23 protein-coding genes and 1 pseudogene are annotated in these 24,960 nt (G+C 70.7%); 12 read left to right on the forward strand and 12 right to left on the reverse strand.

What is annotated here, in order from left to right:
* Positions 1-882, forward strand: a complete 882-nt coding sequence (locus ACFW2G_RS19055) for a hypothetical protein (RefSeq protein ID WP_384582819.1) — start codon at positions 1-3, stop codon at positions 880-882.
* 572 nt (positions 883-1,454) lie between these two features.
* Here ACFW2G_RS19055 and ACFW2G_RS19060 read toward each other — a convergent pair.
* The 3 genes from ACFW2G_RS19060 to ACFW2G_RS19070 form a co-directional block, all read right to left on the reverse strand.
* Positions 1,455-2,816: an IS701 family transposase gene (locus tag ACFW2G_RS19060; RefSeq protein ID WP_384582822.1), complete on the reverse strand. Its 1,362-nt coding sequence runs from the start codon at positions 2,814-2,816 to the stop codon at positions 1,455-1,457.
* A gap of 132 nt (positions 2,817-2,948) precedes the next feature.
* Positions 2,949-4,568, reverse strand: a complete 1,620-nt coding sequence (locus ACFW2G_RS19065; RefSeq protein WP_384582825.1) for a hypothetical protein — start codon at positions 4,566-4,568, stop codon at positions 2,949-2,951.
* A gap of 209 nt (positions 4,569-4,777) precedes the next feature.
* On the reverse strand, positions 4,778-5,707 hold the full coding sequence (locus ACFW2G_RS19070) for a hypothetical protein (protein WP_384582828.1): 930 nt from the start codon (positions 5,705-5,707) through the stop codon (positions 4,778-4,780).
* Between the two features lie 71 nt (positions 5,708-5,778).
* Here ACFW2G_RS19070 and ACFW2G_RS19075 point away from each other — a divergent pair, with 71 nt between their 5' ends.
* Complete coding sequence (locus ACFW2G_RS19075) at positions 5,779-6,096, forward strand: helix-turn-helix domain-containing protein (protein WP_384582831.1); 318 nt, start codon at positions 5,779-5,781, stop codon at positions 6,094-6,096.
* A gap of 204 nt (positions 6,097-6,300) precedes the next feature.
* Here ACFW2G_RS19075 and ACFW2G_RS19080 read toward each other — a convergent pair whose 3' ends face one another.
* Entirely contained in the window at positions 6,301-6,861 is a 561-nt protein-coding gene (locus ACFW2G_RS19080; protein WP_384582834.1) for a hypothetical protein, read from the reverse strand.
* Positions 6,862-7,048: 187 nt separating this feature from the next.
* Here ACFW2G_RS19080 and ACFW2G_RS19085 point away from each other — a divergent pair, with 187 nt between their 5' ends.
* Positions 7,049-7,408: a hypothetical protein gene (locus ACFW2G_RS19085; protein ID WP_384582837.1), complete on the forward strand. Its 360-nt coding sequence runs from the start codon at positions 7,049-7,051 to the stop codon at positions 7,406-7,408.
* On the opposite strand, the pseudogene ACFW2G_RS19090 reads toward ACFW2G_RS19085, so the two are convergent.
* From ACFW2G_RS19090 to ACFW2G_RS19105, 4 genes and pseudogenes are all read right to left on the reverse strand, one after another.
* A pseudogene (locus tag ACFW2G_RS19090) lies at positions 7,397-7,888 on the reverse strand (S1 RNA-binding domain-containing protein); the annotation flags it as partial. The gene ACFW2G_RS19085 and the pseudogene ACFW2G_RS19090 overlap by 12 nt on opposite strands.
* Positions 7,889-7,926: 38 nt before the next feature.
* Positions 7,927-8,394, reverse strand: a complete 468-nt coding sequence (locus tag ACFW2G_RS19095; RefSeq protein WP_384582840.1) for a hypothetical protein — start codon at positions 8,392-8,394, stop codon at positions 7,927-7,929.
* A 120-nt stretch (positions 8,395-8,514) separates the two neighbouring features.
* Positions 8,515-8,796 (reverse strand): hypothetical protein, encoded by a 282-nt coding sequence (locus ACFW2G_RS19100; protein WP_384582843.1) that lies wholly within the window; start codon positions 8,794-8,796, stop codon positions 8,515-8,517.
* A gap of 2 nt (positions 8,797-8,798) precedes the next feature.
* Entirely contained in the window at positions 8,799-9,137 is a 339-nt protein-coding gene (locus ACFW2G_RS19105; RefSeq protein ID WP_384582846.1) for a hypothetical protein, read from the reverse strand.
* Between the two features lie 299 nt (positions 9,138-9,436).
* Between ACFW2G_RS19105 and ACFW2G_RS19110 the strand changes: the two genes are divergently transcribed.
* From ACFW2G_RS19110 to ACFW2G_RS19120, 3 genes are all read left to right on the forward strand, one after another.
* Complete coding sequence (locus ACFW2G_RS19110) at positions 9,437-9,700, forward strand: hypothetical protein (protein WP_384582849.1); 264 nt, start codon at positions 9,437-9,439, stop codon at positions 9,698-9,700.
* Positions 9,701-9,893: 193 nt separating this feature from the next.
* Positions 9,894-10,706 (forward strand): DUF4253 domain-containing protein, encoded by an 813-nt coding sequence (locus tag ACFW2G_RS19115; protein WP_384450082.1) that lies wholly within the window; start codon positions 9,894-9,896, stop codon positions 10,704-10,706.
* Between the two features lie 213 nt (positions 10,707-10,919).
* Positions 10,920-12,278: a CoA transferase gene (locus ACFW2G_RS19120; RefSeq protein ID WP_384582852.1), complete on the forward strand. Its 1,359-nt coding sequence runs from the start codon at positions 10,920-10,922 to the stop codon at positions 12,276-12,278.
* A gap of 12 nt (positions 12,279-12,290) precedes the next feature.
* Here the strand turns inward: ACFW2G_RS19120 and ACFW2G_RS19125 are convergent, their stop codons facing one another.
* Complete coding sequence (locus tag ACFW2G_RS19125; RefSeq protein ID WP_106967633.1) at positions 12,291-12,797, reverse strand: GNAT family N-acetyltransferase; 507 nt, start codon at positions 12,795-12,797, stop codon at positions 12,291-12,293.
* Between the two features lie 38 nt (positions 12,798-12,835).
* On the opposite strand from ACFW2G_RS19125, the gene ACFW2G_RS19130 reads away from it, so the two are divergent.
* Positions 12,836-13,639: an exodeoxyribonuclease III gene (locus ACFW2G_RS19130; RefSeq protein ID WP_384582855.1), complete on the forward strand. Its 804-nt coding sequence runs from the start codon at positions 12,836-12,838 to the stop codon at positions 13,637-13,639.
* Here ACFW2G_RS19130 and ACFW2G_RS19135 read toward each other — a convergent pair.
* Complete coding sequence (locus tag ACFW2G_RS19135) at positions 13,621-14,304, reverse strand: MerR family transcriptional regulator (RefSeq protein WP_037925136.1); 684 nt, start codon at positions 14,302-14,304, stop codon at positions 13,621-13,623. The two genes, ACFW2G_RS19130 and ACFW2G_RS19135, sit on opposite strands and share 19 nt — an antisense overlap.
* Positions 14,305-14,470: 166 nt before the next feature.
* On the opposite strand from ACFW2G_RS19135, the gene ACFW2G_RS19140 reads away from it, so the two are divergent.
* The 3 genes from ACFW2G_RS19140 to ACFW2G_RS19150 are packed head-to-tail and all read left to right on the forward strand — an operon-like array spanning position 14,471 to position 17,918.
* The gene (locus ACFW2G_RS19140) at positions 14,471-16,105 is read left to right on the forward strand and encodes a flavin-containing monooxygenase (protein ID WP_384450091.1); all 1,635 of its coding nucleotides are present in this window, start codon (positions 14,471-14,473) and stop codon (positions 16,103-16,105) included.
* Entirely contained in the window at positions 16,102-17,037 is a 936-nt protein-coding gene (locus ACFW2G_RS19145) for an alpha/beta fold hydrolase (RefSeq protein WP_384450094.1), read from the forward strand. The genes ACFW2G_RS19140 and ACFW2G_RS19145 overlap by 4 nt, the downstream gene beginning before the upstream one ends.
* Positions 17,034-17,918, forward strand: coding sequence for an SDR family oxidoreductase (locus ACFW2G_RS19150; RefSeq protein ID WP_037925140.1), 885 nt, complete (start codon positions 17,034-17,036; stop codon positions 17,916-17,918). The genes ACFW2G_RS19145 and ACFW2G_RS19150 overlap by 4 nt, the downstream gene beginning before the upstream one ends.
* Positions 17,919-18,003: 85 nt before the next feature.
* On the opposite strand, the gene ACFW2G_RS19155 is transcribed toward ACFW2G_RS19150, so the two are convergent.
* Positions 18,004-21,273: a S41 family peptidase gene (locus ACFW2G_RS19155; RefSeq protein ID WP_384450097.1), complete on the reverse strand. Its 3,270-nt coding sequence runs from the start codon at positions 21,271-21,273 to the stop codon at positions 18,004-18,006.
* Positions 21,274-21,424: 151 nt separating this feature from the next.
* On the opposite strand from ACFW2G_RS19155, the gene ACFW2G_RS19160 reads away from it, so the two are divergent.
* Both ACFW2G_RS19160 and ACFW2G_RS19165 read left to right on the forward strand, forming a co-directional pair.
* Positions 21,425-22,015, forward strand: coding sequence for a TetR/AcrR family transcriptional regulator (locus tag ACFW2G_RS19160; protein ID WP_172671371.1), 591 nt, complete (start codon positions 21,425-21,427; stop codon positions 22,013-22,015).
* 155 nt (positions 22,016-22,170) lie between these two features.
* Positions 22,171-24,369: an MMPL family transporter gene (locus ACFW2G_RS19165; RefSeq protein ID WP_037925146.1), complete on the forward strand. Its 2,199-nt coding sequence runs from the start codon at positions 22,171-22,173 to the stop codon at positions 24,367-24,369.
* Positions 24,370-24,440: 71 nt separating this feature from the next.
* Here the strand turns inward: ACFW2G_RS19165 and ACFW2G_RS19170 are convergent, their stop codons facing one another.
* On the reverse strand, positions 24,441-24,848 hold the full coding sequence (locus ACFW2G_RS19170) for an SsgA family sporulation/cell division regulator (RefSeq protein ID WP_384582858.1): 408 nt from the start codon (positions 24,846-24,848) through the stop codon (positions 24,441-24,443).
* Positions 24,849-24,960: the final 112 nt, after the last annotated feature.

Consider the following 24,960-nt stretch of genomic DNA (forward strand, 5'->3'; position numbering starts at 1 on the left):
ATGTGGACGCAAGGGAAGCTTCGTCTGTATGCCGCCGTTGCGGCGTTCCTCACCTCCGCTGTCTGTGCAGTCGTATGGTTCTGGCTGCAGGGTGACAGCGACGAGAAGCATGAGACCAAGGCCTGCTGGCGCATCCTTGGGGAACTCGGTACCCATTCCTCGGGGTCGATCGGCTCCTGCGGCGACGCACTGGAATCCGCGATGACGGGGAAGCCGGCGGGGAGCAAGGCGACGGACGGCGCCCAGGGCGCCACTATCCGGCTGGCGGAAGAACAGAGCCAGGCCTTCGAGCATGTCGTGAATGTGTACGCGAACCGCGATGTCAAGCGTGAGCCGATGCCGAGCGGGATCCTCATGAACATGGCCAATGCGTTGACGTACTACCGCGACGATGTGTCCCAGATCCTGTCCGCGCAGGTGGATTACTCGAACCCTGCATTCTCGACCGAACCCAATGACATCGACATCGACACCAATGTTATGAGGGAATTTCTTACGGCTGTGGCCAAGGACGAGGCGGCGTTCGGTCTGGTCCGCGAGTCCATGTTCGGTCTCGTCACTCAGCAGGTGAACGAGCTCGAACAGGATGACTTCGCCAGGAAGCCGCAAGGAGACCGCGACCATGCCTACGGGGTGGCGCGTAGCGCCGGGAGCACGCTAGGCGCCCTGCGGCAGGCTCGGTTCGATGCCCTCAAAGCCCAGGACGAGGGCTCTGGGGCGCTCAAGGAAGCGCTTGCCGGCAAGGATTACGCGGCGTACAGGTATTCCCGGCTTGAGCAGTTGATCCGGAGTCGCGCAAGCAGCCTTGCTGTCCCGGAGACGCCGGAAAGCAAGAGTCGTCTGGAGGACATCCTCTCAAGGGCGCAGAACAGCTATCGCTGAGCACAAGCCGCTGAGTACTCCCGTGCACGCCGCACGCACAGGCGTTCCTCGCCGGCCGTCCACATGCACGTCTGGGGCTGGTCGCCGCAGCGTCTGGTGCCGGGTCATCGCCCTGCCATTGGCCCAGAGCAACTGGTGGCGCAGCGAAGACTTCCTCACCGCCGTCTACAGAGGCGAAGCCGACCGTCTCATGGCACCTCAATGCCGAACGGCGCACATCTACTGCGGCCTCGATCGCTGGGGTCTCCGCGGCGGCTGACCGCTGATTGGTGGGAAACGATCTCCGCCGATCTGGGAAGCGATCTCCGACTGCCTCTGTACCGCCTGGTCAGCGGTACTCGTGAACAGCCCACAGACGACAGTTCTTGACTAGCTCTCAGGAATCGTCACGAGATCCCGTTCAGCCGAAAGGCTGGGCGGGATCTCGGCGTTTCCGGGGTGTGTTCGAGGTGGTGTCCGATTGCCTGGCCCGTCGTAGTCACTGACCAAGCGTCGGCGGGAGGGGATTGCCGGGGGTGGTTCGCATGAATGCGGCGCTTTCGGCCGTCTGTCACGGCAGCTGTAGTTCTTGATCACGGTTGGTCGTGACGGTGGTGTCGTTGCTGGTGGCAGGTGGTTGCGACGGCTTGGTGATGACGTCTCCAGGCGATCCAGCGCAGGACGTGATCACGGTCTCGGGCGGGTGGGGGCAGCACGATGGCCCGCAGGAGACGGATGAGCTCGGGACAGGTCAGCGGGACGAGTCCGGGCTGCCGCTCGGAGCCCTCACGGACGGCGGCGGCCGTGAGAGCGAGGACGGCCGCGGCGATGAGTGAGAACAGCGACCAGCGCATCCAGGAGTTCCAGCAGGTCACCTGGCCCTGGTCGAGTCCGGTGAAACCCTTGGCGAGCTGGAAGGTCTCCTCGATCCGCCACCTGCGGCAGATCACTTCCACCAACGTGCCGAGGGAGACGTCGCCAGGTGCCCAGCAGCGGAAGTAGGACACCTCGCCGGTGTAGCGGTGCCGCCGCGCGACCAGCACACTCGTTCCCGGTCCGGCCGCGTTTTCGTTCTCGTTCTCGTTCTCGTGGGGAGTGTCGTCGGGGCGGACGTCGAGCCAGGCCCAGTCGTACTCGCGGGTGCCCTTGGTGCCGTGTCCGGTCTGTCGGCGCATCCACTGCCCGGGCTGCACCTTGTTGATCAGCTTGCGGGCCTCCCACCGGCGGCCCGCTCCGTCGGTGACGTGGTAGGAAGCGGGGATGCCGACCGTGTAGCCGATCCCCAGCGACCGGATACCCCGGCACAGACCACGTCCGCAGTACACCTCGTCGCCTGCGAACCAGCAGGCCCCGATCCCCATGGCGACCGCGTCGGTGACCATGGCCAGCGCCTGCTGCGGCTTCGTCGCGAAGACGATCTCCTCCGGAACCCCGGCCGCCTCGCGGCGTTCCTCGTCAGCGGCCCAGTCCGCGGGGAGGTACAGGGCCCGGTCGATGATCACCTTCATGGTTGCTGTGACCGCCGCCAGATGCACTGCCACCTGGCACAGACCGACGCCCCCGATCGCACCCGAGTACTGCCGCCCCGCCTCCACGCAGTCCGCGGAGGACTTCGCGTCACCCGTCTCGTCCACCACCAGCACCACGTCCTGCCCGGCGAGTTCACCGGCAACCAGGCGGGCGATCTCCTCCCGTGCCCGGTCATGATCGAACCGGGCACGGGACAGCAGATGCTGCAGACGGTGCGGGCCCGGGTGTCCCAGAGCCTGCCCGAGCGTCCAGCAGTTCCGCGTGTCCACCTCCAACAGCAGCCCCGCGATCAACTCCGCCGCAGCCAAACGCGCTTCACGCCGCGCGAAGCAACCCGCGACCGCCCTCATGGCCGCCCCGAACGTCTCGCTCCACGCCTGCTCGGCTATCGTGGCCTCCACGGCCACCGCATCCTGATACGTCATCACAAACGTTCATGATCACGGTGGCCGTACTCATGTCCTCACCCGACCCCGCAAGCCACTGACCAGCACAGACACCGGAACTACAGCTGCCGTGTCTGTGGGCATGACGGAGCGCGGCCTGTGGTGCCGGTTTCAGATGCGGGTGTCGATCTTCGGCGTTCGCGGCGGTGGCAGGCCGGCCTGGGCTGGCGATCGGTCCTCGTGGCTGTCGGCGGTGGTTTTGTGGCCGACGTCGGTGAGGACGCTCGGTGTGCCGGTGGTCTGGTGCCAGCTGTGGAGGATGGCCAGGTTGACGGAGCAGATCATCAGGGCGAGCAGGAGGGTCTGAGCGACCCGTCCGTGCGCGAGGCGTTTGGACGGGTCGGAGATGTCGATTCCGTGGGCCTTGGCGCGGCCGTTGAGTCCTTCGATGTTGGCGCGTTGGGGCCGGTAGACGTCCTGCCAGGTGGGGTGGAGGTAGTGCCGGTCCTGGCGGAACTTGTCGATCACGCCGAGGTCGCCGGGCCGGACGGTGATCGTGGGCCGCTGGCAGATTCTGGGCAGCTCGTTCGTGGGCGGAGGCCGCAGCCGTTCGGCCTGAGGGATGGGCACGGTCGGTTTGGCCGCGAGGTGCGCCTGAGTGGATCGCCGGTTGGTCAGGTCGACGACGGTCGGCCCCTGAGGCGGGATGTGGTGGACCTGGTTGTAGCGGGGGCAGGCGACAGCCGGAGAGGGGCGGGCGGCCGGGCACTGGTAGCGGATGGCGCCTCGGGGGTCGGCGGATTCTTTGACCTTGAGGAAGTACGGCTCCCGCTGGGTGATCTGGTCCTGCAGGGCGGGGGCCTGAGCGAGGTCGCGTACGGCCTCGTCGCCGAGTTCGGTCGTCGCGTGCGCGAGTGCGTGGGGCATGGCGGGGCAGGCGAGCGAGCCGTCGATGAGGAGGGCTCCCGCATGGGTGCCCTGGACGCCTCGTTGGTCCTGCTTGTAGTCGAGGGCGAGTCGGTGGCCGAGTCTGCAGGCCGGGGCGGCGACGTTCTCGGTCTGCTGGTCGGTGTAGGCACGGTCGGCGGCCAGAAACCCGGTGGGGAACCCGAACGGGACGAGCCTGGCGAGGCTGTGGATGGCATTCGGGCCGATCCGTTTCCCGGGGGTGTCGAGGACGGCGCCGAGGGCGAGTTGCGGGTGCCGGCTGACGCGTTTCCCTTCCAGGGGATGTCCTGCGGGGTGCCGCCGGGAACCCGCGACCACCAGGGTGGCGGAGTGCCCGAAGATCCCGTCGCTGGAGCCGCCGCAGTGATGCCAGCCCGCCGTGATCTCGACCGACGACAGGTTCTTCCAGTCCGGGTGGGGCTGGTGCCATGCGGGGAACGGGGTCGTGTCGATCCCGATGTCGCCTCGCCATCCGCGGAACAGACCGCGCTGGTGAGCGAGGCGGACAGCGACCAGGACCAGCCGGTCGCTGATCTCCTGCAGCACCCGCCGACGGCGGACCTGCTCGACTCCTGCCTCCTCCTCCCAGGCCGCGATCACCTGCCGGGCCTCGACCGTGGGCAGACGGCGGCGCCGGTCGCAGCGATGGGGGTCCAGGGCGGTGGTGAGCCGGTCGAACGCGCGGTAGACCCGGCGCGTGAACGCGTGCCGGCCGTGAACATCGACCGTGGCCGGGTTGGGGACCTCCAGCCAAGCACGGGCTGGTGGCCGCAGTTGGTCGAGGAGAACCCGGCAGACATCGGCGAGAGTGGCACTGCGGTGGTAGTGCAAGGACAGCAACACGCCGACCAACACGGTGCGAACCGGCAGGCCCTTGGGTCCTGGTCGCTCGGCGAGTTCGAGGGCGATCAGGTCAAGAGCTCCGGAGCTCTCCAGCAGTGCGAGAAGCTGCCCGACCTTCGAGTCCGGGATCTCCGCCGGAGCATCAGTGACAGGCCGGGGCCTGCACCCTCTGATCCGTTCCGATTTCTGCCAGGGCCGGGGCCTTGCGGTCACCTGTCCGGCCCGCGCAGGAGCCGGGCGGCAGTGACGTGATCCAGAGGCGGCACGTGATGTTGCCAGCGGGCCAGGGACGCGGCCGACGCAAGGCCGGCGGCCTGGGCGATCAAGTGGTGATCGATCCGCGCGGTCATCAGCTCGACGATCCACGTCGCCCGCGCCCTGCCCGCCGACAGCGCCGGCAGGCTGTCCGGCGGCCGGTGGTTGAGCGGCCAGGAACCGATCAGGTTCCTGGAGTACTCGGTGGTGCGGCGAGGTCGGAACAGGTACCCGCTGCCGGCCTGATCTGCGAGTTCCCCGAGAACCCCGTCCCAGTCGGCACGCGCCACGAGTGCAACCAGACGGTCGACGGACGTGTGCATCAACGGACCGCCCGGACGATGCCGCCGCAGATCCCCGCCTCGACACGCCGCGATCTCCCTCGGCGTCAGTCCGAAGTCGGCACCGAGACCGAGAAGCGCGAGTCCATCGGTCCTCTGCTGACGAGGCAGATGCATGCCCCAGTGCCGCAAGCCTGCGAGTTCTGCACGACTGTAGGGCTGATGCGGGCTCGCCTCTGCATGCATCCGGGCCGGGGCCGCCTCCCCACGCTCGCTCCAGGCCAGAGCGTCCCGCACCCGCAAGAGCCACGTTCGATAGGTCCGGACCGACGACCCTTTAATGTCCGCGGCGCGGGAGAGCACGAACGCGTCGATGACCTCGTTGCGCAGCCACTCGTTCGGATCGCGCTCCAACCCGGCCGCCTCCGCCCACAGAGCGAGACGCCCGGTGACGTGCAGCAGCCGTTCCACGTCGTAGGGCACGGAAGTCACCACGGCGGCGACCACCGACCTCACCAGCGGCGCGACGTCCACCCAGAGCGGCGGCGCATGCTTCGGCCGATACCGGGTGATCTTCGCCGAAGTCTCGGGATCAAGGACCACGGTCCATGCATACCGGCTGGACAAGCAGCCATTCACAGTTGATCAACTTCAACAGACAAGGTGGTGCGCGCATGGTCGGCGGACGCGCCCGCGCACGCTCCCCCAGGGAGCTGACCGACGATCCGGAAGCCTGGCCCGAGCAGCCGAGCCCCGACGTGGCCGCCGAGGCAGTCCGTCGGATCGCCCGGAATCTCGCTGAGGCCCTGGACGAACGGAGCTGGAGCCTGCGGACGGCGGCCGCCGGCTCCGGGGTCAACCGGCAGGCCATCGCGGACCTCCTCGCCGGGAAGTCCTGGCCAGACGTGGCGACCGTCGCCCGGCTCACCCACTTCACCGACACCGCTCTGTGGCCGGACACCACCCAAACCGGGCAGAAAAGAACGCATTGAGCCTCGATCCACACCCGGGAACACCAAATGGCGACCGGGCATGCCAAAGTTCGCGGCTCCGCGTATCAAGGGGAGAGTGCCTCTACTACCCTCGAACACGCGGGAGCCACCTGCCTGACGGGCGCTCACGCACCCGGCACCGCCGAGGGACTACCAATCGACTCGGCGGTGCCACCGTTCGTGCCGCGCTCTCGCGGCTCCGGTTCACTCCCGGGCATCCCCCTGCTGCCGGTCACCCGTGTCGACGGGGGCGATTGCGAACCACGCTGTCGGCCCGTGGACCAGCCTGCCCTCCTTCACCAGCGCCTTGAGCCGGGACCTTGTCGTCTCCACTCGGCGTCCATTGGAGGTGGCGGAGACGTCTTCACCGATTGCCGAGGTGATGTCCTTGACGTGCATTGCCCGTCCAGCCCCTGCAAGCAGCACCAAGGCACGCTCACGGGTGACTTCCCGCTCCAGCGGGCCCGCAGGCACGTACCCACCAGCAGTGGTCTCGTCAGCGCGGGGAGGGGGGACGTGAGGGCTGTGGTCCGGATCGGGTTCGCTGCCGGTGTCAGCGTCCGGCTGGCCGTCTTCCGCGTCGTGCGCGACGTACTCCGAGCCGCCCAGCGAAACGACCGTCTTCCGCGTGATCACCAGATCCGCCAGACGCCCCTCGAGCGCAGCGATCCTTCCGTGCAGAGCAGCCAACTCCCCACCCAGGACGGACAACTCGCTGCGGACAGCCGTCTCTTCCAGATCCAGACGCTCGAACAGTGACGCCATTCAGCCCGCCCTCGCCCTACCGACTCCGCGACCCCGACGACACTCGAAGCCCCAGCCAAACCTAGGACGGACTGCAACAAGATCGCAGAGGGTGACCGCAGCTGCCCCCAACCGATCGCACACGCTCATCTCGCGCCCATGCCGCATCGATGGGCGACAACTCTCGTCCGCGCCGTAGGCTCGGCGGATGCCGACCGACGACAGCCTGCAGAACACCGTCAAACACTGGCAGGACTGCACGGACGTATACGACTTCCTCGAGCAGATCCGCCTGCGGCCCAGCATGTGGCTTCCTGACGGCTCGCTGGACCACCTCCAGGCCATGCTTCTCGGCTACCAGATCGCCGTCAGCGTGCATTCCGCCGATGAGGCCTTCAGCTTTTGGAAGTTCAGCCAGTGGATCAAGGAACGCCTCGGAGGCAGCAGCGCGTCGTACGGCTGGGCAGCCGACATCGAACGCAACACCCCTGCCGACTCGACCCCGGTCGCGGAGTTCTTCCGGCTTCTGGACCAGTACCGCCTCGCGAGTGGCCCATCAGCGGTGTAGTGATAGCGAGACCCTGCGAAGCGTGAAGTTGAATTCGGTGATCTCAACGACGACTTCGTCGCCGAGCTGCGGAAGCGAGACGAGCCGGCCGGAGTCGTGATCGCTGAACTCCGACTCGTGGAGCAACCCCTGGATGCCTTCATGTACTTGGACGAAGACACCGAAGGGGACGACCTTGGTCACGTGGCCGGGAAGCACGCGGCCGAGGTGAGTGCGAGCGAAGTCCTTGAAGGGATCGAGCTGCAACGCCTTCAAGGAGAGGGACATCCGGATCCGGTCCAGGTCGATGTCCAGGACCACCACCGTGACTTTCTGGCCCACCTCAACCACGTCCGCCAAGCGGTCGTAGTACCGCCAGGACACCTCCGCCACGTTCACCAGGCCATCGACACACCCACCGAGATCCACGAACGCGCCGAAATTGACCAGGGAAGACACCACACCCCTGCGGACCTGGCCCTTCTGTAAAGTCCGAAGGAATGCTCGGCCAGCCTCGCTGGTTGCGTCGTCCATGCCATTCAGCCTCTCCCACGCGTCATCGTGGCTTCTTCCTCCAGGATCAGCCGGCGCAGTTCGGCTGCGGAAGCGGGCGCGAGCCGGTAGATGCCCTGGAGGCTGACCGAGCGGATCAGCCTGCCCTCTTCGACGTACTTCAGCGTCCGCTCGCCGCGGCGCGAGGAATAGGTCAGCCGCTCCAGAAGGTCCGGCGGCACGGCTGTGCCGAATGAGAGAAGAGAGCCCGGCGGGCCGGTCACCACCTCGGTGACGCAGCCGGCCTTCAACGGCCGCCAGTCCAGGAGCTTCGCGTAATCGTCATCGTGGAGCACCACGCCCGCGTCCTCATAGGGGATGATCCGGGACACCTCCATCGCGCCCAGCACGTGGAGCCGGGTGCGCAGGACCCGCACGGGGTAGATCAGATCACCGGGCTGCACGCCCGCCCGCTGGAAACTCGGCAGCGACTGGTGCGGTCCGCCAAACAGCATCGTCAGCCGCTGGCCGGCGTAACCGGACCGCTAAAGCTCGCGGCACAGATCATTGGTCCACAGCGTCGTGTACGAGTTCGACATGGCAGGACCGTACCCGTGCCCACCGACAGCCCGTAATCATGAGCTCGGTGGCTCCAGCGCCGCCCACCATGCGACGAGGCGGTCCGCCACTGCATCCACCTCGTATCGGAAGGGCGCCAGCCCGAAGTGCTCCGTCACCTCGTGCCAGAGGAACTCGCTGATCTCCGTCCGGCCGGCCCGGTGGTGCAACCTGCTGAGCAATGGCCCGATCAGGCAGTCGTACTCGTCCTGGACCATGTCGGCGACGCCGATCGGGTCCCACTCGTTCAGCAGAAGGCGGAGATTACCTGAATGCTCCGCAACTTGGCGGGCTTCCATGGCTACCCGTTCCCTTCCTGGCCGACCTGCATGGCGCGTCGGCATCGTTCGACCTGGTCCGCCACGCGGTCCATGAACCAGCGCATGATCTCGTAGGGAACCACGTGCTCGTCGTGGCTGTGGATGTGAATGGTCGGCTCGGCCAACGGGTCCTCGTCGGGAACCACCGCGACGAGGAAGGCTCTGCCGGGGAGGTACCTCGATGCGTTCTGGGCGTTTGCCCATGCGGCCGGAGCAGGCGCGGCTTCGCTGAGCTCAACGCACCAGGCGTCGTCAGGCAGCGCGTAGGTGAACTGCACCGCGTAATGGTGGCCGCCGTGCTCCCGCTCTTCGAAAGGCATACACGCAGGCTGCCATGCCGGACCCGTCACGCCCAATGATCCGGACCTCTGTCAGCCGGGAAACGATCACCAGGTATCTGGGAAGCGATCTTTCAGCAGCCGTCGGCGCCGCAGGTCAGGGGTACTCGTGAACACCCCACAGACGGCAGTTCTTGAGTAGCTCTCAGGAATCGTCACGAGATCCCGTTCCGCCGAAAGGCGGGGCGGGATCTCGGCGTTTCCGGGCTTGCCGGGCGGAATGGGCGCCGATGGCCCACCGGGGGCAGCGTCTTCTTCTGCGTTGCTCCGGCGAGCGAGCAGTGATCACTGACTTCGCGGCGGCCGGTTTCGCCGTGCGGGAGACCACGTCGTTCAGCCATCCGGTTGCCGTCAGTCCGCGCGACTGCCCCGCGCGACTGCCCCGCGCGGATGACCCCCGGCCGCAGTCGCAGCTCACCTGCCTCACCGCCGAGCGGTGCGACGAGGGCCTTCGCGGTTCGGCCACCGATGCCCCGGCGGAGCTGCTCGCCCGGCCCGTTCCTGTCGTGGCGCGTTACGACGTGGTCGTGCTCTCCCACTCCTGAGCACCCGGGTCTGTCGAGGCGGTGTCCGCATCACGGGCGGGGGCCTTTCCTGGGCGCGGCCATCCCGAGAGCCCGTTTCGAGGCGTCAGGCGGTCGTGTGGAGGGCCGGCCTTCCGGGTGCGGGAGCCGGCCGTGTGAGGTGGCGGGTCCGGCCGTCGGGAGCGTTGTCGGATCTCTCCCCTACTGTCTTCGCATGGTGACGGAGACGAACAACCTGCCCCGGCTCGCGGATGACGCGGGCCGGCGGGCGCTCGGGCTCGACCTTCCCTCGGGGAGGCTGCTGAACGAGACCTACCAAGGACCCTGGCCGTATCCGCTGATGTGGCTGGCCGATGCGCGTGCCGTGCCCGGGCAGTGGTCCGCACAGTCCGCCGCGCGCCGAGCGGCGGACCTCGTGCCGGTGCTGGTGGACGTCGGCGGCCCGTCGGGAGACCCGGAGGGGTGGGACCTGATGTGCGGAAACCTGTCCTATCCGGAGGACCTGGGAGCCGACGAGATGCTGTCCTACCACTGGTCGGAGCTCCGCGAGAAGTCCGGGGGAGCGGTGGCCCGTTTCGACGCGCCGTGGCCGGGACTCGCCGGGGCGGTGTCGTCCGACGTCGATCCCGAGGTGCAGGCAGCCCAATTGGCCGATGTCCTGTCGGGTGACGACTCCTGGTTGGCAGAGCCGCGCCTCGCCCTGGTGTCCGCCGAATGCAACGCTGACATACCCGCGGCCGTCGGCTGGTCCGGCGCGCTGCATCACGAGGACGACGCCGGTGTCCTCAGCGCCGTCCTGCGCAGTTGGGACGAGCGCTTCGGCACCCGGGTCGTGGCGCTCACCGCGAACCGGCTCGTCCTCTCGGTCGCCGCGCCGCCCACCACGCTGGAGGAGGCGGTGGCCGTGGCCGCGGAGCACGCCGCCTTCTGTCCTGACGACCTCGACCGGAATCCACACGGCACGCTGGAGGCGTACGCCGCCCGCGAACTCCTCGGGCGGCGCACCTGGGTCCACCACTGGGACTGATCGGACGTGCGAGAGGGGAAGCCCTGCCGCAGGCGGCCGAGGGCGTCCCGCACGCTCGATCGGGGGCGCTCGTGAACGTCCCGCGGACGCCGGTTCCCGAGTAGCTCTCAGGGATTGTCGCGGGATCCCGTTCCGCCGAAAGGCGGTGCAGGAGCACGGTGTTGTGCGAGGGGTACGGCTACTTCCGGCCGACTTCGGGGCGAAGATACGTCCATGACGATCGGTTGTGAACGGGACGGCGCGACGGCCCAGGCCTGGCAGGCCCTCGGCGGCGCAGCGGAACGGGTGGACCGGGTCCGGTTCGAGGGAGCCGGCAACCTTGGGGAAGGGCCGCTGCCGGTGCGTGAGTTGGCGCGTGCCACCGTCGCGGTCTGCGGGCTGGCGGCGGCGGAGCTGGCCGCGGTGCGGGCCGCGGGGGCGGCGGGGGACGTCGGGCCTGCCACGGTCCACGAGGCCGCGGTGGCCACCGCCTTCGTCAGCGAACGCCATCTGCGGGTCGCCGGCCGGCCCACGGTGACGTTCGCTCCGCTGTCCGGCTTCTGGCGGGCCGCGGACGGCTGGGTCCGTACGCACGCCAACTACCCCCACCACGAGGCCGCGCTCGTACGGGCGCTGGGGCTGCCCTCCGCGACGCCGGAGGCACTGCGCGCCGCAGTGGCCGGACGGACGGCCGTCGGGGTGCAGGAGGCCGTGTACGGGGCCGGCGGTCTCGCCGTCGCCGTGGCGTCGCGCTACGGGGATCCGCAGCCGCTGGTGGAGGTCGTGGGCGCCGCGGCGGCTCGGGGGCGGGCGCTCGGCGGGGCTCCTCCGGGCCGGCCCGCCGCCGGGGTCCGGGTGCTGGACCTGACGCGGGTCATCGCCGGGCCCGTCGCCACGCGCACGCTCGGCCTGCTGGGCGCGGACGTGCTGCGGATCGACGCACCGGGGCTGCCGGAGGCGGACGACGCGTACGCGGACACCGGCTTCGGCAAGCGGTCGGCGCTGCTGGACCTGGCGCGGGCCGCCGACCGGTCGGCCTTCGAGGACCTGCTGGCCGGGGCCGATGTGGTGGTGACCGGGTACCGGCCGGGGGCGCTGGAGCGCTACGGGCTCGGGGCGCGGGACCTGCTGGAGCGGCGGCCGGGGCTGGTGGTGGCCGAGCTGTGCGCTTGGGGGTGGCGGGCGCCGGAGCCGTGGGCCGGGCGGCGGGGCTTCGACTCGCTGGTGCAGGCCGGCTACGGGATCGCCGCCACGTGCGCGGGCCCGGACGGGACCCCCGGGGTGCTGCCGGCGCAGGCGCTGGACCACGGGACCGGATATCTGATGGCGGCCGGGGTGCTGCGGGCGCTGGCCGGGGGCGGCGGGCGGGGGATGCGGTTCTCCCTGGCCGGGACGGCTTCGTGGCTGGTCAGGGGGCTGGCCGGGGCCCGGGCGCGGGACGGTGCGGGGGCGCCGCAGTACGCGGCCGAGCCGTGGCTGCGGGAGACCGGGTCGGGGTACGGGGTGCTGCGGCACGCGGCCAGCCCCTTCGGGGAGTGGGCCGCGGGCCCGTCCCGCTGGGGGACGGACCGGGCCGCCTGGCTCCCGCGGTAGGGCGGCGGCGCCTCAGGTGCGGGCCGGCTGCTGGAGCGGCTTGGCCATGCAGCGGCTGGACTCGTGGAAGCGGTAGAAGCCGAACTTCGGCGAGGGGGTGTAGCCCTCGGAGAGGTAGAGGGCGATCGCCTCCGGCTGGCGGTCGCCCGTTTCGAGGACCATCCGCCGGCGTCCGGCCGCGCGGGCGTCCGCCTCCAGGGCCGCGAGGATGCGGCGGGCCAGGCCGAGGCCGCGGGCCTCCGGGACGACGTACATCCGCTTGAGTTCGGCGTCGCCGTCCGAGTAGCCCTCGTCGTTCTGCTCCTGGCTGCGCCAGCCCCCGGTCGCCACCGGGGCGCCGGTCGTGTCGTACGCCACGATGTACAGGCCCCTCGGCGGGGCGAACATCGCCGGGTCCATGAAGGTGGCGTCGCCCTCGCCCTGGTAGCGCTCCTGGTATTCGAGCTGCACCCGGTCGTCGAGCTTGACCGCGTCCGGGTGGTCGTACGGCACGGTGCGGAGGTCGATCCCATGAGACATCCGAACATCGTACGGAACCCTCCCGCTATGGTGCAGGGATGCTCACTGTGACCTCCGTGAATGTGAATGGGATCCGGGCCGCCGCCAAGAAGGGGTTCGGGGCGTGGCTCGCGGGATCCGACGCCGACGTGGTCTGCCTGCAGGAGGTACGGGCCGAGGAGGGGCAGATCCCGGCCGAGATCCGCTCGCCCGAGGGCTGGCACACCGTCTTCGCGCCGGCCGCCGCCAAGGGGCGGGCCGGGGTCGCGCTGTACACGCGGCGTGCGCCGGAGCGGGTGCGGGTCGGGTTCGGGAGCGAGGAGTTCGACACCTCCGGCCGGTACCTGGAGATCGACCTGCCCGGTGTGACCGTGGCCAGCCTCTACCTGCCCTCCGGCGAGGCGGGCACGGAGAAGCAGGACGAGAAGTACCGCTTCATGGGGGAGTTCCTGGCCTACCTCGCCGAGCTGAAGGGCCGGGCCGCAGCCGACGGGCGCGAGGTCGTGGTCTGCGGCGACTGGAACATCTGCCACCAGGAGGCCGACCTCAAGAACTGGAAGACCAACCGCAAGAGCGCCGGTTTCCTCCCCGAGGAGCGCGCCTGGCTGGGCAAGGTCTACTCGGAGGCCGGCTACGTCGACGTGGTGCGCGCGCTGCACCCCGGCACCGAGGGCCCGTACTCCTGGTGGTCCTACCGGGGCCGCGCCTTCGACAACGACGCCGGCTGGCGCATCGACCTCCAGGTGGCGACCCCGGGGCTGGCCGCGAAGGCCGTGAAGGCCTTCGTCGAGCGGGCCGAGACGCACCCGGAGCGCTGGTCCGACCACGCGCCCGTGACCGTCGTCTACGAGCTCGGCGTCTGATCGGAGGGCGGGGCGGTGGACGCCAGCAGGCGGTCCATCGCCATCGTCAGCTCGGCCTCGACCACGCTCGTGGCGAGCGGGCGCAGCCGGGTGAGTGCCTCGGGCGCGATGTGGTCCGAGATCAGCCCGGCGAACAGCAGCGCCATGGCGTCCGCGTGTTCGCGGACCCGGCGCCCCGTCTCCAGGACGGCGGCCAGCGGCACCCCCTCGCGGACCAGCGCCGAGGAGACGTCCAGCAGCCGGCGGCTGACGTGCACGATGGTGTCGCCGTCGACGGCGAGGTAGCCGAGTTCGAGGGAGGCCGCCAGGTTCTCCGGGGTGACCTCGCCCTCGAAGTAGTCGGCCAGTTCCTCCGGGGTGAGCCGGACCGGGGTCTCCTCCGACCAGCCGATGCCGAGCAGCTCACCCAGCTGGCCGGCGTCACGGCCGCTTTCGAAGGCGGCGGTCAGCTCGGCGATGCCGCCGAGGGTGTGGCCGCGCTCCAGCAGGCCGGCGATGGTGCGCAGCCGGGCCAGGTGGTGGTCGTCGTACCAGGCGATGCGGCCCTCGCGGCGGGGCGGTGGCAGCAGTTTGCGCTCCCGGTAGAAGCGCAGGGTGCGCACCGGGATGCCGGCCGCCGCGGCCAGTTCCTCGGTGCGGTACTCGCGCACCGGCTTCGCTTGCATCTCATCCTTCGCCACGGACGCAGCCTATGGCGTACCAACGGTAACTTTCCGGGTCCGCCCCCTACCCATGAGTACGGAGCTGCTCTACCCTCCCGATTGTGCCAGTGATTGCTGGCAGTGTTTCGATGATGTGGTGCGTTGCGGCGTTGCGTGGCTGGAACTGCGGATGAGGCGGAAGGCGGCGGGCATGGGCGGCAAGGGCGGGCGCGAGGGGCGCGAGCACGTACGGGTGGCGGTGATCGGGTCCGGGTTCGGCGGACTCGGGGCCGCCGTACGGCTGCGGCGCGAGGGGATCACGGACTTCGTCGTACTAGAACGGGCGGACTCGGTCGGGGGAACCTGGCGGGACAACAGCTATCCGGGATGCGCCTGCGACGTCCCGTCCCACCTGTACTCCTTCTCCTTCGCGCCGAACCCGGACTGGCCGCGGACCTTCTCCGGGCAGCCCGCCATCCGCGCGTACCTGGAGCACGTCGCGGACACCTTCGGCCTGCGCCGGCACATCCGGCTCGACTCCGAGGTCCTGATGATGCGCTGGGACGCGGACGAGCTGCGCTGGGAGATCGAGACCGCACGGGGCGAGCTGACCGCCGACGTGGTGGTCTCGGCGACCGGGCCGCTGTCGGAGCCGAAGCTGCCGGAGGTGCCGGGACTCGCCGGGTTCCCCGGCAAGGTCTTCCACTCCGCGCGCTGGGACCACGACTACGACCTCGCCGGCAAGCGCGTCGCCGTGATCGGCACGGGAGCCTCCGCGATCCAGATCGTGCCGGCCATCGCCCCCGAGGTGGAGCGCCTGACGCTCTTCCAGCGCACCCCGCCGTGGGTGATGCCGCGTACCGACCGGGCGATCTCGGCCGTGGAACGCTGGCTGCACCGGCAGCTGCCCTTCACCCGCGCCGCCCGCCGGGGGCTGCTGTGGGGCATCCGGGAACTCCAGGTCAGCGCCTTCACCAAGCGGCCGAACCGGCTCGGACTCGTCGAGGCGCTCGCGAAGGCGAACATCGCCCGGTCGATCAAGGACCCGCAGCTGCGCGCCAAGCTGACGCCGTCCTACCGGATCGGCTGCAAGCGGATCCTGCTCTCCAGCGAGTACTACCCCGCGCTGGCCCAGCCCCATGTGGACCTGGTCGCCTCCGGACTGAAGGAGGTCCGGGGCTCGGTCCTGGTCGCGGCCGACGGGACCGAGACCGAGGCCGACGCGATCGTCTTCGGTACGGGTTTCCACGTCACGGACATGCCGATCGCCGACCGGGTGGTGGGTGCGGACGGCAGGACCCTGGCCGAGCACTGGAAGGACGGGATGCAGTCGCTGCGCGGGGCGACCGCGGCCGGCTTCCCGAACTGGATGACGATCATCGGACCGAACACCGGGCTCGGGAACAGCTCGATGATCCTCATGATCGAGTCCCAGCTGAACTACATGGCCGACTACCTGCGGCAGTTGGGCGTGCTGGGAGGCAGGGTCGCCCTCGCCGCGCGTCCCTCGGCCGTGAACCAATGGAACCGGCAGGTGCAGACCCGGATGGAGCGGACGGTCTGGAACACCGGCGGCTGCACCAGCTGGTACCTCGATGCGAACGGGCGCAACACGACGGTGTGGCCGGGCACGACCGGTGAGTTCCGTCGCGAGACGCGCAGCGTCGACCTGGGGGAGTACGAGGTCGTCCGGGTACGGGAGCGCGATCGGGTCGCGGCGGCGCCCCCGGCCACCGCTACCGCGCCCGCCACCTCCACCGCGCCCGCCGCTGACGCCGCGCCAGCCTCCGCACCGCTCGCCGCGCAGGCGGAGGGCGCCGCGTGAGCCGGCCGGCGCACGTCACCTCCGGTCCCTACGCCCCGCCCGCCGCCCGCCGCGAACTCGTCGCCGTCTCCGCCGACGGGGCCCGCCTGCACGTCGAGGTGCACGGGGACGAGGGGGCGCCGGCCGTGGTGCTGGCCCACGGCTGGACCTGCTCCACGGCGTTCTGGGCCGCGCAGATACGGGCCCTGGCCGCCACCCACCGGGTCATCGCCTACGACCAGCGCGGACACGGGCGCAGCCCCGCCGCCCGGGAGCACAGCACCACCGCGCTCGCCGACGACCTCGTGGCGGTGCTCGGCGCCACCCTCGCCCCAGGGGAGCGCGCGGTCGTCGCGGGGCACTCCATGGGCGGCATGACGATCATGGCGGCCGCGGCCCGGCCGGAGTTCGCCGAGCACGCCGCGGCCGCACTGCTGTGCAGTACCGGTAGCTCCGGACTGGTCGAGCGGGCCACGGTGCTGCCGGGGCGCCCCGGGCGCGTGCGGACGCGCATCACCGGCGCGGTCCTCGGATCGCGCGCCCCGCTCGGGCCCGTCACGCCGGTCGCCCGCACGGTCCTCAAGTACGCCACCATGGGCCCCGGTTCCGCGCCCGACCGGGTCGAGGCGTGTGCCCGTATCGTCCACGCCTGCCCCACCGGGGTGCGGCACGCCTGGTCCCGGGTACTGGCCGGGCTGGATCTGGACGCCGACGTGGCACGGCTGACCGTCCCCACCGCCGTGATCGGCGGCAGCGACGACCGGCTCACTCCGGTCGTCCACGCCCGCGGGCTCGCTGCGGCGCTGCCCCACTGCGTGGGCCTCACCGTGCTCACCGGCATGGGGCACATGACCCCGGTCGAGGCCCCCGAAGCCGTCACCCACGTCCTGCGCGAGCTGTCCGCGCGCTATCTCGACGATCTCGACACCACCGAGAAGGAGAAGACACCGTGAGTGCTCGCAGGAGTCTGGAAGGCCGGGTCGCCGTCGTCACCGGGGCCGCCCGAGGGGTCGGCGAGCTGCTCGCCCGTAAACTGTCGGCCCGCGGCGCGCGGATCGCGCTCGTCGGCCTGGAGCCGGAGGCCCTCAAGGAGGTCTCCGAGCGCCTGCACACCGACAGCGCGCACTGGTACGCCGACGTCACCGACCACGAGGCGATGGCGCGCGTCGCGCAGGAGGTCGCGGAGCGCTTCGGGAAGGTCGACGTCGTCGTCGCCAACGCGGGCGTCGCCGCGGGCGGCCCGTTCGCCGACTCCGACCCCGACGCCTGGCGCCGGGTGATCGAGGTCAACCTGATCGGCGGGGCCGTCACCGCCCGGGCCTTCTTGCCCGCGCTGACGGACAGCCGCGGCTACTTCCTGCAGATCGCCTCGCTCGCCGCCATCACCCCGGCGCCGATGATGACCGCCTACTGCGCCTCCAAGTCCGGCGTCGAGGCGTTCGCCCACTGCCTGCGTGCCGAAGTCGGCCACAAGGGCGTGGGGGTGGGGGTCGGCTACCTCTCCTGGACCGACACGGACATGGTGCGCGGCGCCGACCGGGACGAGGTCATGCGGGAGCTGCGCCAGCGGCTGCCGTGGCCGTCCAACCGCACCTACCCGCTGGGTCCCGCCGTCGACCGGATCGTCGCGGGCATCGAGCGGCGCTCGCCGCACGTGTACGCGCAGTGGTGGCTGCGCGGGATGCAAGGGGTGCGCGGCTACCTGCCCGGGATCATCGCGACCGTCGGGCAGCGCGAGATGAAGCGCTTCGAGCCCCGGCTGTCCGGCGTCTCCAGGGGCCTGGTCGGGGCGGGCGGCGCCGCGGACGAGCAGGAGCGCGCGCAGAGCCGTTGACCGGGATGCCCCCCGGGGCGCGGCCGTCACCGCGGGCCGGCGCCCCCTCCGAACCGGTCCGGAGGGGGCGCCGGCGGCTGCCCGTTCACTCTCTGGGCGGCAGCTTCGGACGCCGCCGGTCAGGTACGTCCGTGTAACCGGGCGGCATCGCGGCCGGGTCCTGTTCGAGCAGTTCCAGTGCCAGGTGCACGGCGTCGTCCATCCCGGCGTGCCTGCCCTCGGCCCAGTCGAGCGGGGTGCGCAGGACCTCGAAGTCCGGTTCCACCCCGTGGTTCTCCACCGACCATCCGTACTCCGGGAACCAGGCGGCGTTCATCGGCACCGTGATCACCGTGCCGTCGCCGAGGGTGTGGCGGCCGGTCATGCCGACCACCCCGCCCCAGGTGCGCTGGCCCACCACCGGTCCCAGGCCCAGCAGCTTGAAGGCCGCGGTGATCATGTCCCCGTCCGAGGAGGTCGCCTCGTCGGCCAGTGCCACGATCGGGCCGCGGGGGGCGTTGGAGGCGTAGCTGACGGGTTGTGCGTCGCGGGTCAGGTCCCAGCCGAGGATGGAGCGGGTGAGCTTCTCCACCACCAGTTCGCTGATGTGGCCGCCCGCGTTGCCGCGTACGTCCACGATCAGCGCGGGACGGGACATCTCCATGCGCAGGTCGCGGTTGAACTGCGCCCAGCCCGAGCCGCCCATGTCGGGGATGTGGAGGTAGCCGCACCGGCCGCCGCTGAGCTCCCGGACCACCTGGCGCCGTTTGGACACCCAGTCCTGGTAGCGCAGCGGTCGCTCGTCGATCAGCGGGATGACGGCGACCCGGCGGGAGCGGCCGGAGCCCTCCGACGGCTGGAAGGTGAGCTCGACCGTCGTCCCGCCCGCTCCCGCCAGCAGCGGGTAGGGGCCGGCGACGGGGTCCACGGGCCGGCCGTCCACGTGGGTGAGCACCGCGCCCTCCCGGATGCCGGTTCCGGCCAACGGGGAGCGGGCCTTGGAGTCGGAGGACTCGCCGGGCAGGATCTTGCTCACCACCCATGTCCCGTCCCGGGGGACGAGGTTGGCGCCGAGCAGGCCGATGGCCCGCTGGTAGTGCGGGGGGCCCTCGTTGCGGCGGGCGGGCGAGACGTAGGCGTGCGAGGTGCCGAGCTCGCCGAGGACCTCGCGCAGCAGGTCGGCGAACTCGTCAGGGGAGGCGACGCGTTCGACCAGGGGGCGGTACTGGCGCAGTACGCCGTCCCAGTCGATGCCGCACAGGTTCGGCTCCCAGAAGTAGGCGCGGATGATCCGCCCGGCCTCCTCGAAGGCCTGGCGCCACTCGGCCGCCGGGTCCACCTCGTGCAGGATGCGCCGCAGGTCGAGGTAGACCGTCGAGTCGCTGTCGCCCGACTCGGTGGCGGGGACCGCGCGCAGGTCGCCGTCGTCGTGGACCACCAGCCGGGTCCCGTCGCCGCTGACCGCGAACCAGTCCAGTCCCGAGGCCAGTTCGCTCTTGCGGGCCTTGGTCAGGTCGAAGTGCTCCAGCGTGGGTTTGCCGCTGAGGTCGTTGGGGTTGGCGAAGGTCTCGCCGAGCGCGCCCGAGATCGGCCAGCGCAGCCACACCAGCCCGCCGCCGTGCACCGGGTAGAGGGCGGAGTACTTCGAGGCGCTCACCGGGAACGGGGTGACCCGGCTCTCCAGCCCCTCCACCTCCACGGTCACGGCGCCGTTGTCGCCGGGGGTCTCCGCATCGCCCTCGGCCGGATCCAGTCCGCCCGCCGCGGGCCGTCCCTCGGCCGAGAGCGCGAAGGGCGAGGGGGTCGCGGAGGACAGCGGCACCAGGTACGGGCGGCAGCCCAGCGGGAAGGACAGGTCGCCGGTGTGCACGTCGTAGACCGGGTCGAAACCGCGCCAGGACAGGAAGGCCAAGTAGCGCCCGTCCCGGGTGAAGACGGGATTCTCGTCGGCGAAGCGGCCGTTGGTGACGTCGACGACGGTGCGCGCGCCGGGCCCGGAGATGCGGGCCATCTTGATCTGTCGCAGTGAGCGCCCGATGCCCGGGTGCGACCAGGTCAGCCAGGCGCCGTCCGGGGAGAAGGCAAGGTCGGTGACGGGGCCGTTGATGGACCGGATCAGCTCGGTCACCCGGCCCTCGGACTCCTCCGTGGCGTCGACGAGCAGCAGCCGCCCGTCGTTCGAGGCGATGGCCAGGCGCTCCCCGTCGGGGTCGGAGAGCAGTTCGGTCACGCGCCCCAGTTCGCCCGCGGCCAGCCGGCGCGGCCGCCGCTCCCCGGAGGCCCGGGGCAGGTAGGCGATCTCGATCGCGTCCTCGCCCTCGGCGTCGGTGACGTAGGCGACCTGCCCGCCGCTGCCGAGCATCTCCGGCAGCCGCACCCGCACCCCAGGGGTGTCGGCGATGGTCCGGGCCGGCCCGTCGCGGTGGGTCAGCCAGTACAGGCTGCCGCGCACCACGACGGCGCTGGCCCGCCCGGTGGCGTCCACGGAGAGCGAGTCGACGTGGCTGGCGGCCGGCACCTGGTAGACCCGCCGGCCGGCGCGGGGGCCGCCGAGGCGGACCTGGAGCTTGCGCGGGACGGCGTCGGGGGCCAGGGACTCGACGAGCCAGAGGTCCCCGGCGCACTGGTAGACGACCCGGGTGCCGTCGCTGGAGGCGTGCCGGGCGTAGAACTCGTCGTGGTCGGTGTGGCGGCGCAGGTCGGTGCCGTCGGTCGAGCAGGAGTAGAGGTTGCCGATGCCCTCGTGGTCGGAGAGGAAGGCGATCCGGCCGTCCACGAACATCGCGGTGTCCAGGTGGCCTTCGAGCTCCTCCAGCAGCTGGCGCCCGTGCAGCCAGAGCCGGCCCATGGCGCCGCCCCGGTAGCGCTTCCAGGCGGCGGGCTCGTGCGGTGGCTTGCCGGTCAGCAGCAGGCTGCGGTGCTCGCCGCCGATGTCGGCCACCTGGATGTCGGAGACGGGGCCCCAGGGCAGACGACCGCCGGGGCTGCCGTCGGTCGGCAGTTTGTAGGCCCAGGAGAAGTAGGAGAAGGGCTGTTCGTGCGAGGAGACGGCGAGGATGTTGCCGTCGGGGTCCCAGCCGCAGACGCGGGTGTCGGTGGCGCCCCAGTGGGTCAGCTGCCGGGCGGGGCCGCCGTCGACGGGCGCCAGGTGGATCTCGGGGTCGAGGCTGCGCCAGGTGGTGAAGGCGATGTGCCGGCCGTCGGGGGAGAAGCGGGGGTGGCCGACCCGGGTCCGGTCGACGGTGATCCGCCATGCGCGTCCGGGGGTGTGGCCTTCGGGGACCAGCGGGGCGACCCAGAGGTCGTCCTCGGTGGCGAAACACAGGAGGTCGTCGTGCAGGTGCGGGAACCGGAGGTACGCGACGTCGTGACTCACCCCCCAATGCTTTCCGCGGGAGGGGGCCCCGGCAACTCGTACTGGTGACCCATGCCACCCCCTAAAACGAAACGGAACGGTTTCGTTTCGCTTGGGGGAGGGGTATCGTCGTAAGCGTACGGAACAGTTTCGTTCGGATGGAGGCGCGGAGATGACCGAGGCGATGTCGGCCCGGCGCAGCCGGATCACCCCCGAACGGCAGGCCGAACTGCACGAGGCGGTCCTCGACCTCCTGCGTGACGTCGGCTACGAGGCGTTGACCATGGACGCGGTCGCCGCCCGTACGAAGTCCAGCAAGGCCACCCTCTACCGCCAGTGGGGGAGCAAGCCGGAGCTGGTCGCCAAGGCCCTGCGATGCACGCAGCCCGTTTCGCTGCGCGAGATCGACACGGGCAGCCTGCGCGGGGACTTCGCGCTCATGGTGGAGCACTCGGACGACGCGCAGATGGCCAAGGACACCGCGCTGATGCGGGGTCTGGCCCATGCCGTCCACGAGAGCCCGGAGCTCCACAAGGCGCTGCGGGACCTGCTGGTCGACCCGGAGATCACCGGGCTGCAGGTGATGCTGCAGCGCGCGGTGGACCGGGGCGAGATCGCCCCGGGGTGCCCGGCCCTGGGGTTCGTACCGCACATGCTCATCGGGGCGTTCATCGCGCTCCCGCTGATCGAGGACCGGCCGGTGGACCGGGCGTTCCTCGGTGACTTCATCGACGCCGTGGTGTTCCCCGCCCTCGGCGTCTGAACCTCCCCGGTTCAGCACGGTCCCCGTCCCGTCCCCAGCCCATGGCAACGATGCCGCCCTGCTGCTCCTGACACGCCGCTCTCGTCGTCGGGCCGGCTCACCACGCCCTGATCCCTACGGATCCATCCCACGACCTGAACGGGAGAACCACCGACGTGGCCACCTTCCTTTACCGACTCGGCCGGGGCGCCTTCAGGCGCCGCGGGCTCGTCGCCCTTCTCTGGGTGGCGCTGTTGTTCGCCGCCGGCTTCGGCGCGGCCACCGCGGCCGCTCCCACCTCCGGATCGTTCTCGATACCCGGCACGGAGGCCCAGCGGGCCTTCGACCTGCTGGACAAGAAGTTCCCGGGCATGGCCGCCGACGGCGCCACCGCGCGCATCGTCGTCAAGGCCCCCGAAGGCGCGAAGGTCACCGACCCCGGCCCCAAGGCCGAGGTCGAGAAGATCGTCAACGGACTGAAGACCGGTCCGGGCGCGGAGCAGATCGCCTCCGTGGCCAACCCCTACGAGGCTCAGGCGGTCAGCCAGGACGCCTCCACGGCCTACATCAGCGCCAAGTACACCGTCAGCGGCATGGAGCTGCAGGACGCCACCCGCGACGCGCTCAAGGAATCGGGCGGCGACGCGAAGGCCGCGGGCCTGAACGTCCAGATCGGCGGTGACGCGCTGATGGTGGCCCCCGAGACCGGCTCCGGCGAGATCATCGGCATCCTCGTCGCCGCGATCGTCCTCGTGATCACGTTCGGTTCGCTGGTCGCGGCCGGCCTGCCGCTGCTGACCGCGATCGTCGGCGTGGGCATCGGCGTCTCCTCCATCACCGCGCTCGCCAACGTGCTGGACCTCGGCAACACCACCGCCACCCTCGCCACGATGATCGGCCTCGCGGTCGGCATCGACTACGCCCTGTTCATCGTCTCCCGCTACCGCGCGGAGCTCGCCGACGGACGCGACCGGGACGAGGCTGCGGGCCGGGCGACCGGAACTGCCGGTTCCGCCGTCGTCTTCGCCGGTCTGACCGTGGTCATCGCCCTCGTGGGCCTCGCCGTGGTCAACATCCCGATGCTGACCAAGATGGGCGTCGCGGCAGCGGGCACCGTGGTCATCGCCGTGCTCGTCGCGCTCACCCTGGTCCCGGCCATCCTCGGCTTCGCGGGCGGGAAGGTCCTGCCGGCGGGCGAGAAGAGCAAGCTGTTCGGCAAGGGCAGGCCCGCTTCCGAGAAGAAGGCCAACGGCGGCACCCGCTGGGCCCGCTTCGTCCTGCGCCGCCCCGTCATGGTGCTGCTGGCCGGTGTGATCGGCCTCGGGGTCGTCGCCATTCCGGCGAGCAAGCTGGAGATGGGCCTGCCGGACGACGGTGCCCAGCCGGTCTCCACCACCCAGCGTCAGGCGTACGACCTGCTGTCGGAGGGCTTCGGCCCCGGCTTCAACGGACCGCTGCTGGTGGTCGTCGACGGGGACAAGGCCCTGGCGGACGCCACGGTCGACCGGGTCAAGGGCCTGAAGGGCGTCGCGGCGGTCACCCCGCCGACCGCCAACGAGGCCGGTGACGCCTCGGTGATCACGGTCATCCCGAAGGATCGTCCGTCCTCCGCCCAGACCGAGAACCTGGTCCACGAGATCCGCGACGGCAGCGGCGACGACGTCCTCGTGACCGGTGCCACCGCGATGAACATCGACTTCTCGCAGAAGATGAACGACGCGCTGCTGCCCTACCTGGCCCTCGTCGTCGGCCTCGCCTTCCTGCTGCTGATGCTCGTCTTCCGCTCGATCCTGGTCCCGCTCAAGGCGGCCCTCGGCTTCCTGCTGTCGGTCGTCGCGGCCCTCGGCGCGGTCGTCGCGGTCTTCCAGTGGGGCTGGCTCGGTTCGGTCTTCGGGGTGGAGCAGACCGGTCCGATCATGTCGATGATGCCGATCTTCATGGTCGGCGTGGTCTTCGGACTCGCCATGGACTACGAGGTCTTCCTCGTCACCCGCATGCGGGAGGCGTACGTCCACGGCGAGCGCCCCGGCCAGGCGGTCGTGACCGGCTTCCAGTACAGCGCCCGGGTCGTGGTGGCCGCGGCGGTCATCATGATCGCGGTGTTCGCGGGCTTCATCGGGGCCAGCGAGCAGATGGTCAAGATGATCGGCTTCGGCCTGGCCGTCGCGGTCTTCTTCGACGCCTTCGTGGTCCGCATGGCCATCGTCCCGGCGGTGCTCGCGCTGCTCGGCCACAAGGCCTGGTGGCTGCCGGCGTGGCTGGACCGCGTACTGCCGAACGTGGACGTGGAGGGCGAGAGCCTGCGCCGGCACCTCGCCGCCGAGTCCGCGCAGGACGAGGGCCCGGACAAGGACCGCGAGCTGGTCAACGCCTGACCGGTCCGACGATCCGCGCGGCCCGGCCCCGTACCCCGACCACCGGGAGTACGGGGCCGGGCCCGTTGCCGCTAGCGGGTGGCGGAGGCGGTGGAGGCCGCGTAGGTGCGCCGCAGGAAGCGGCGCAGCGCGGCGATGTCGAACTGGACCACGGCGATGCCCTCGGGGGAGTGGAACTCCACGACCGCCTGGACGCGGCCGCAGGGCCAGACGCGCACGTCCCCGGTGCCCGTCGGCGCCTGGAGGCCCGCCTCCAGCAGGGCCCGGGGGAAGACCCACTCGTTGTCGGTGCCCTCGGGGGACAGGTCGGCCGGGAAGACGATCCGTACGGCCAGCGGCTCGGCGGGGGCGAAACGCAGAGCGACGGGGATGGCCCGGTAGAGGGGGTCGTCGGTGATCACACGGGCGCGGACCCGCTCTTCGACGGGGGCCGCGGTCGCCGTCGCGGTCGCTGGGGGATTCTCGGCGGTGGCAGACATCGACCAGACTCCTCGAATCGGAACAAATCCGTCCGTTTGCCCTCCAGCCTCGCACATTCCCACGAAAATGCGCGCCTCTCTTTGTGATGCGCCCGCTCTTGCCAACGGTTTG

This window comes from Streptomyces sp. NPDC058880 (genome assembly GCF_042742535.1).
Classification (GTDB): domain Bacteria; phylum Actinomycetota; class Actinomycetes; order Streptomycetales; family Streptomycetaceae; genus Streptomyces.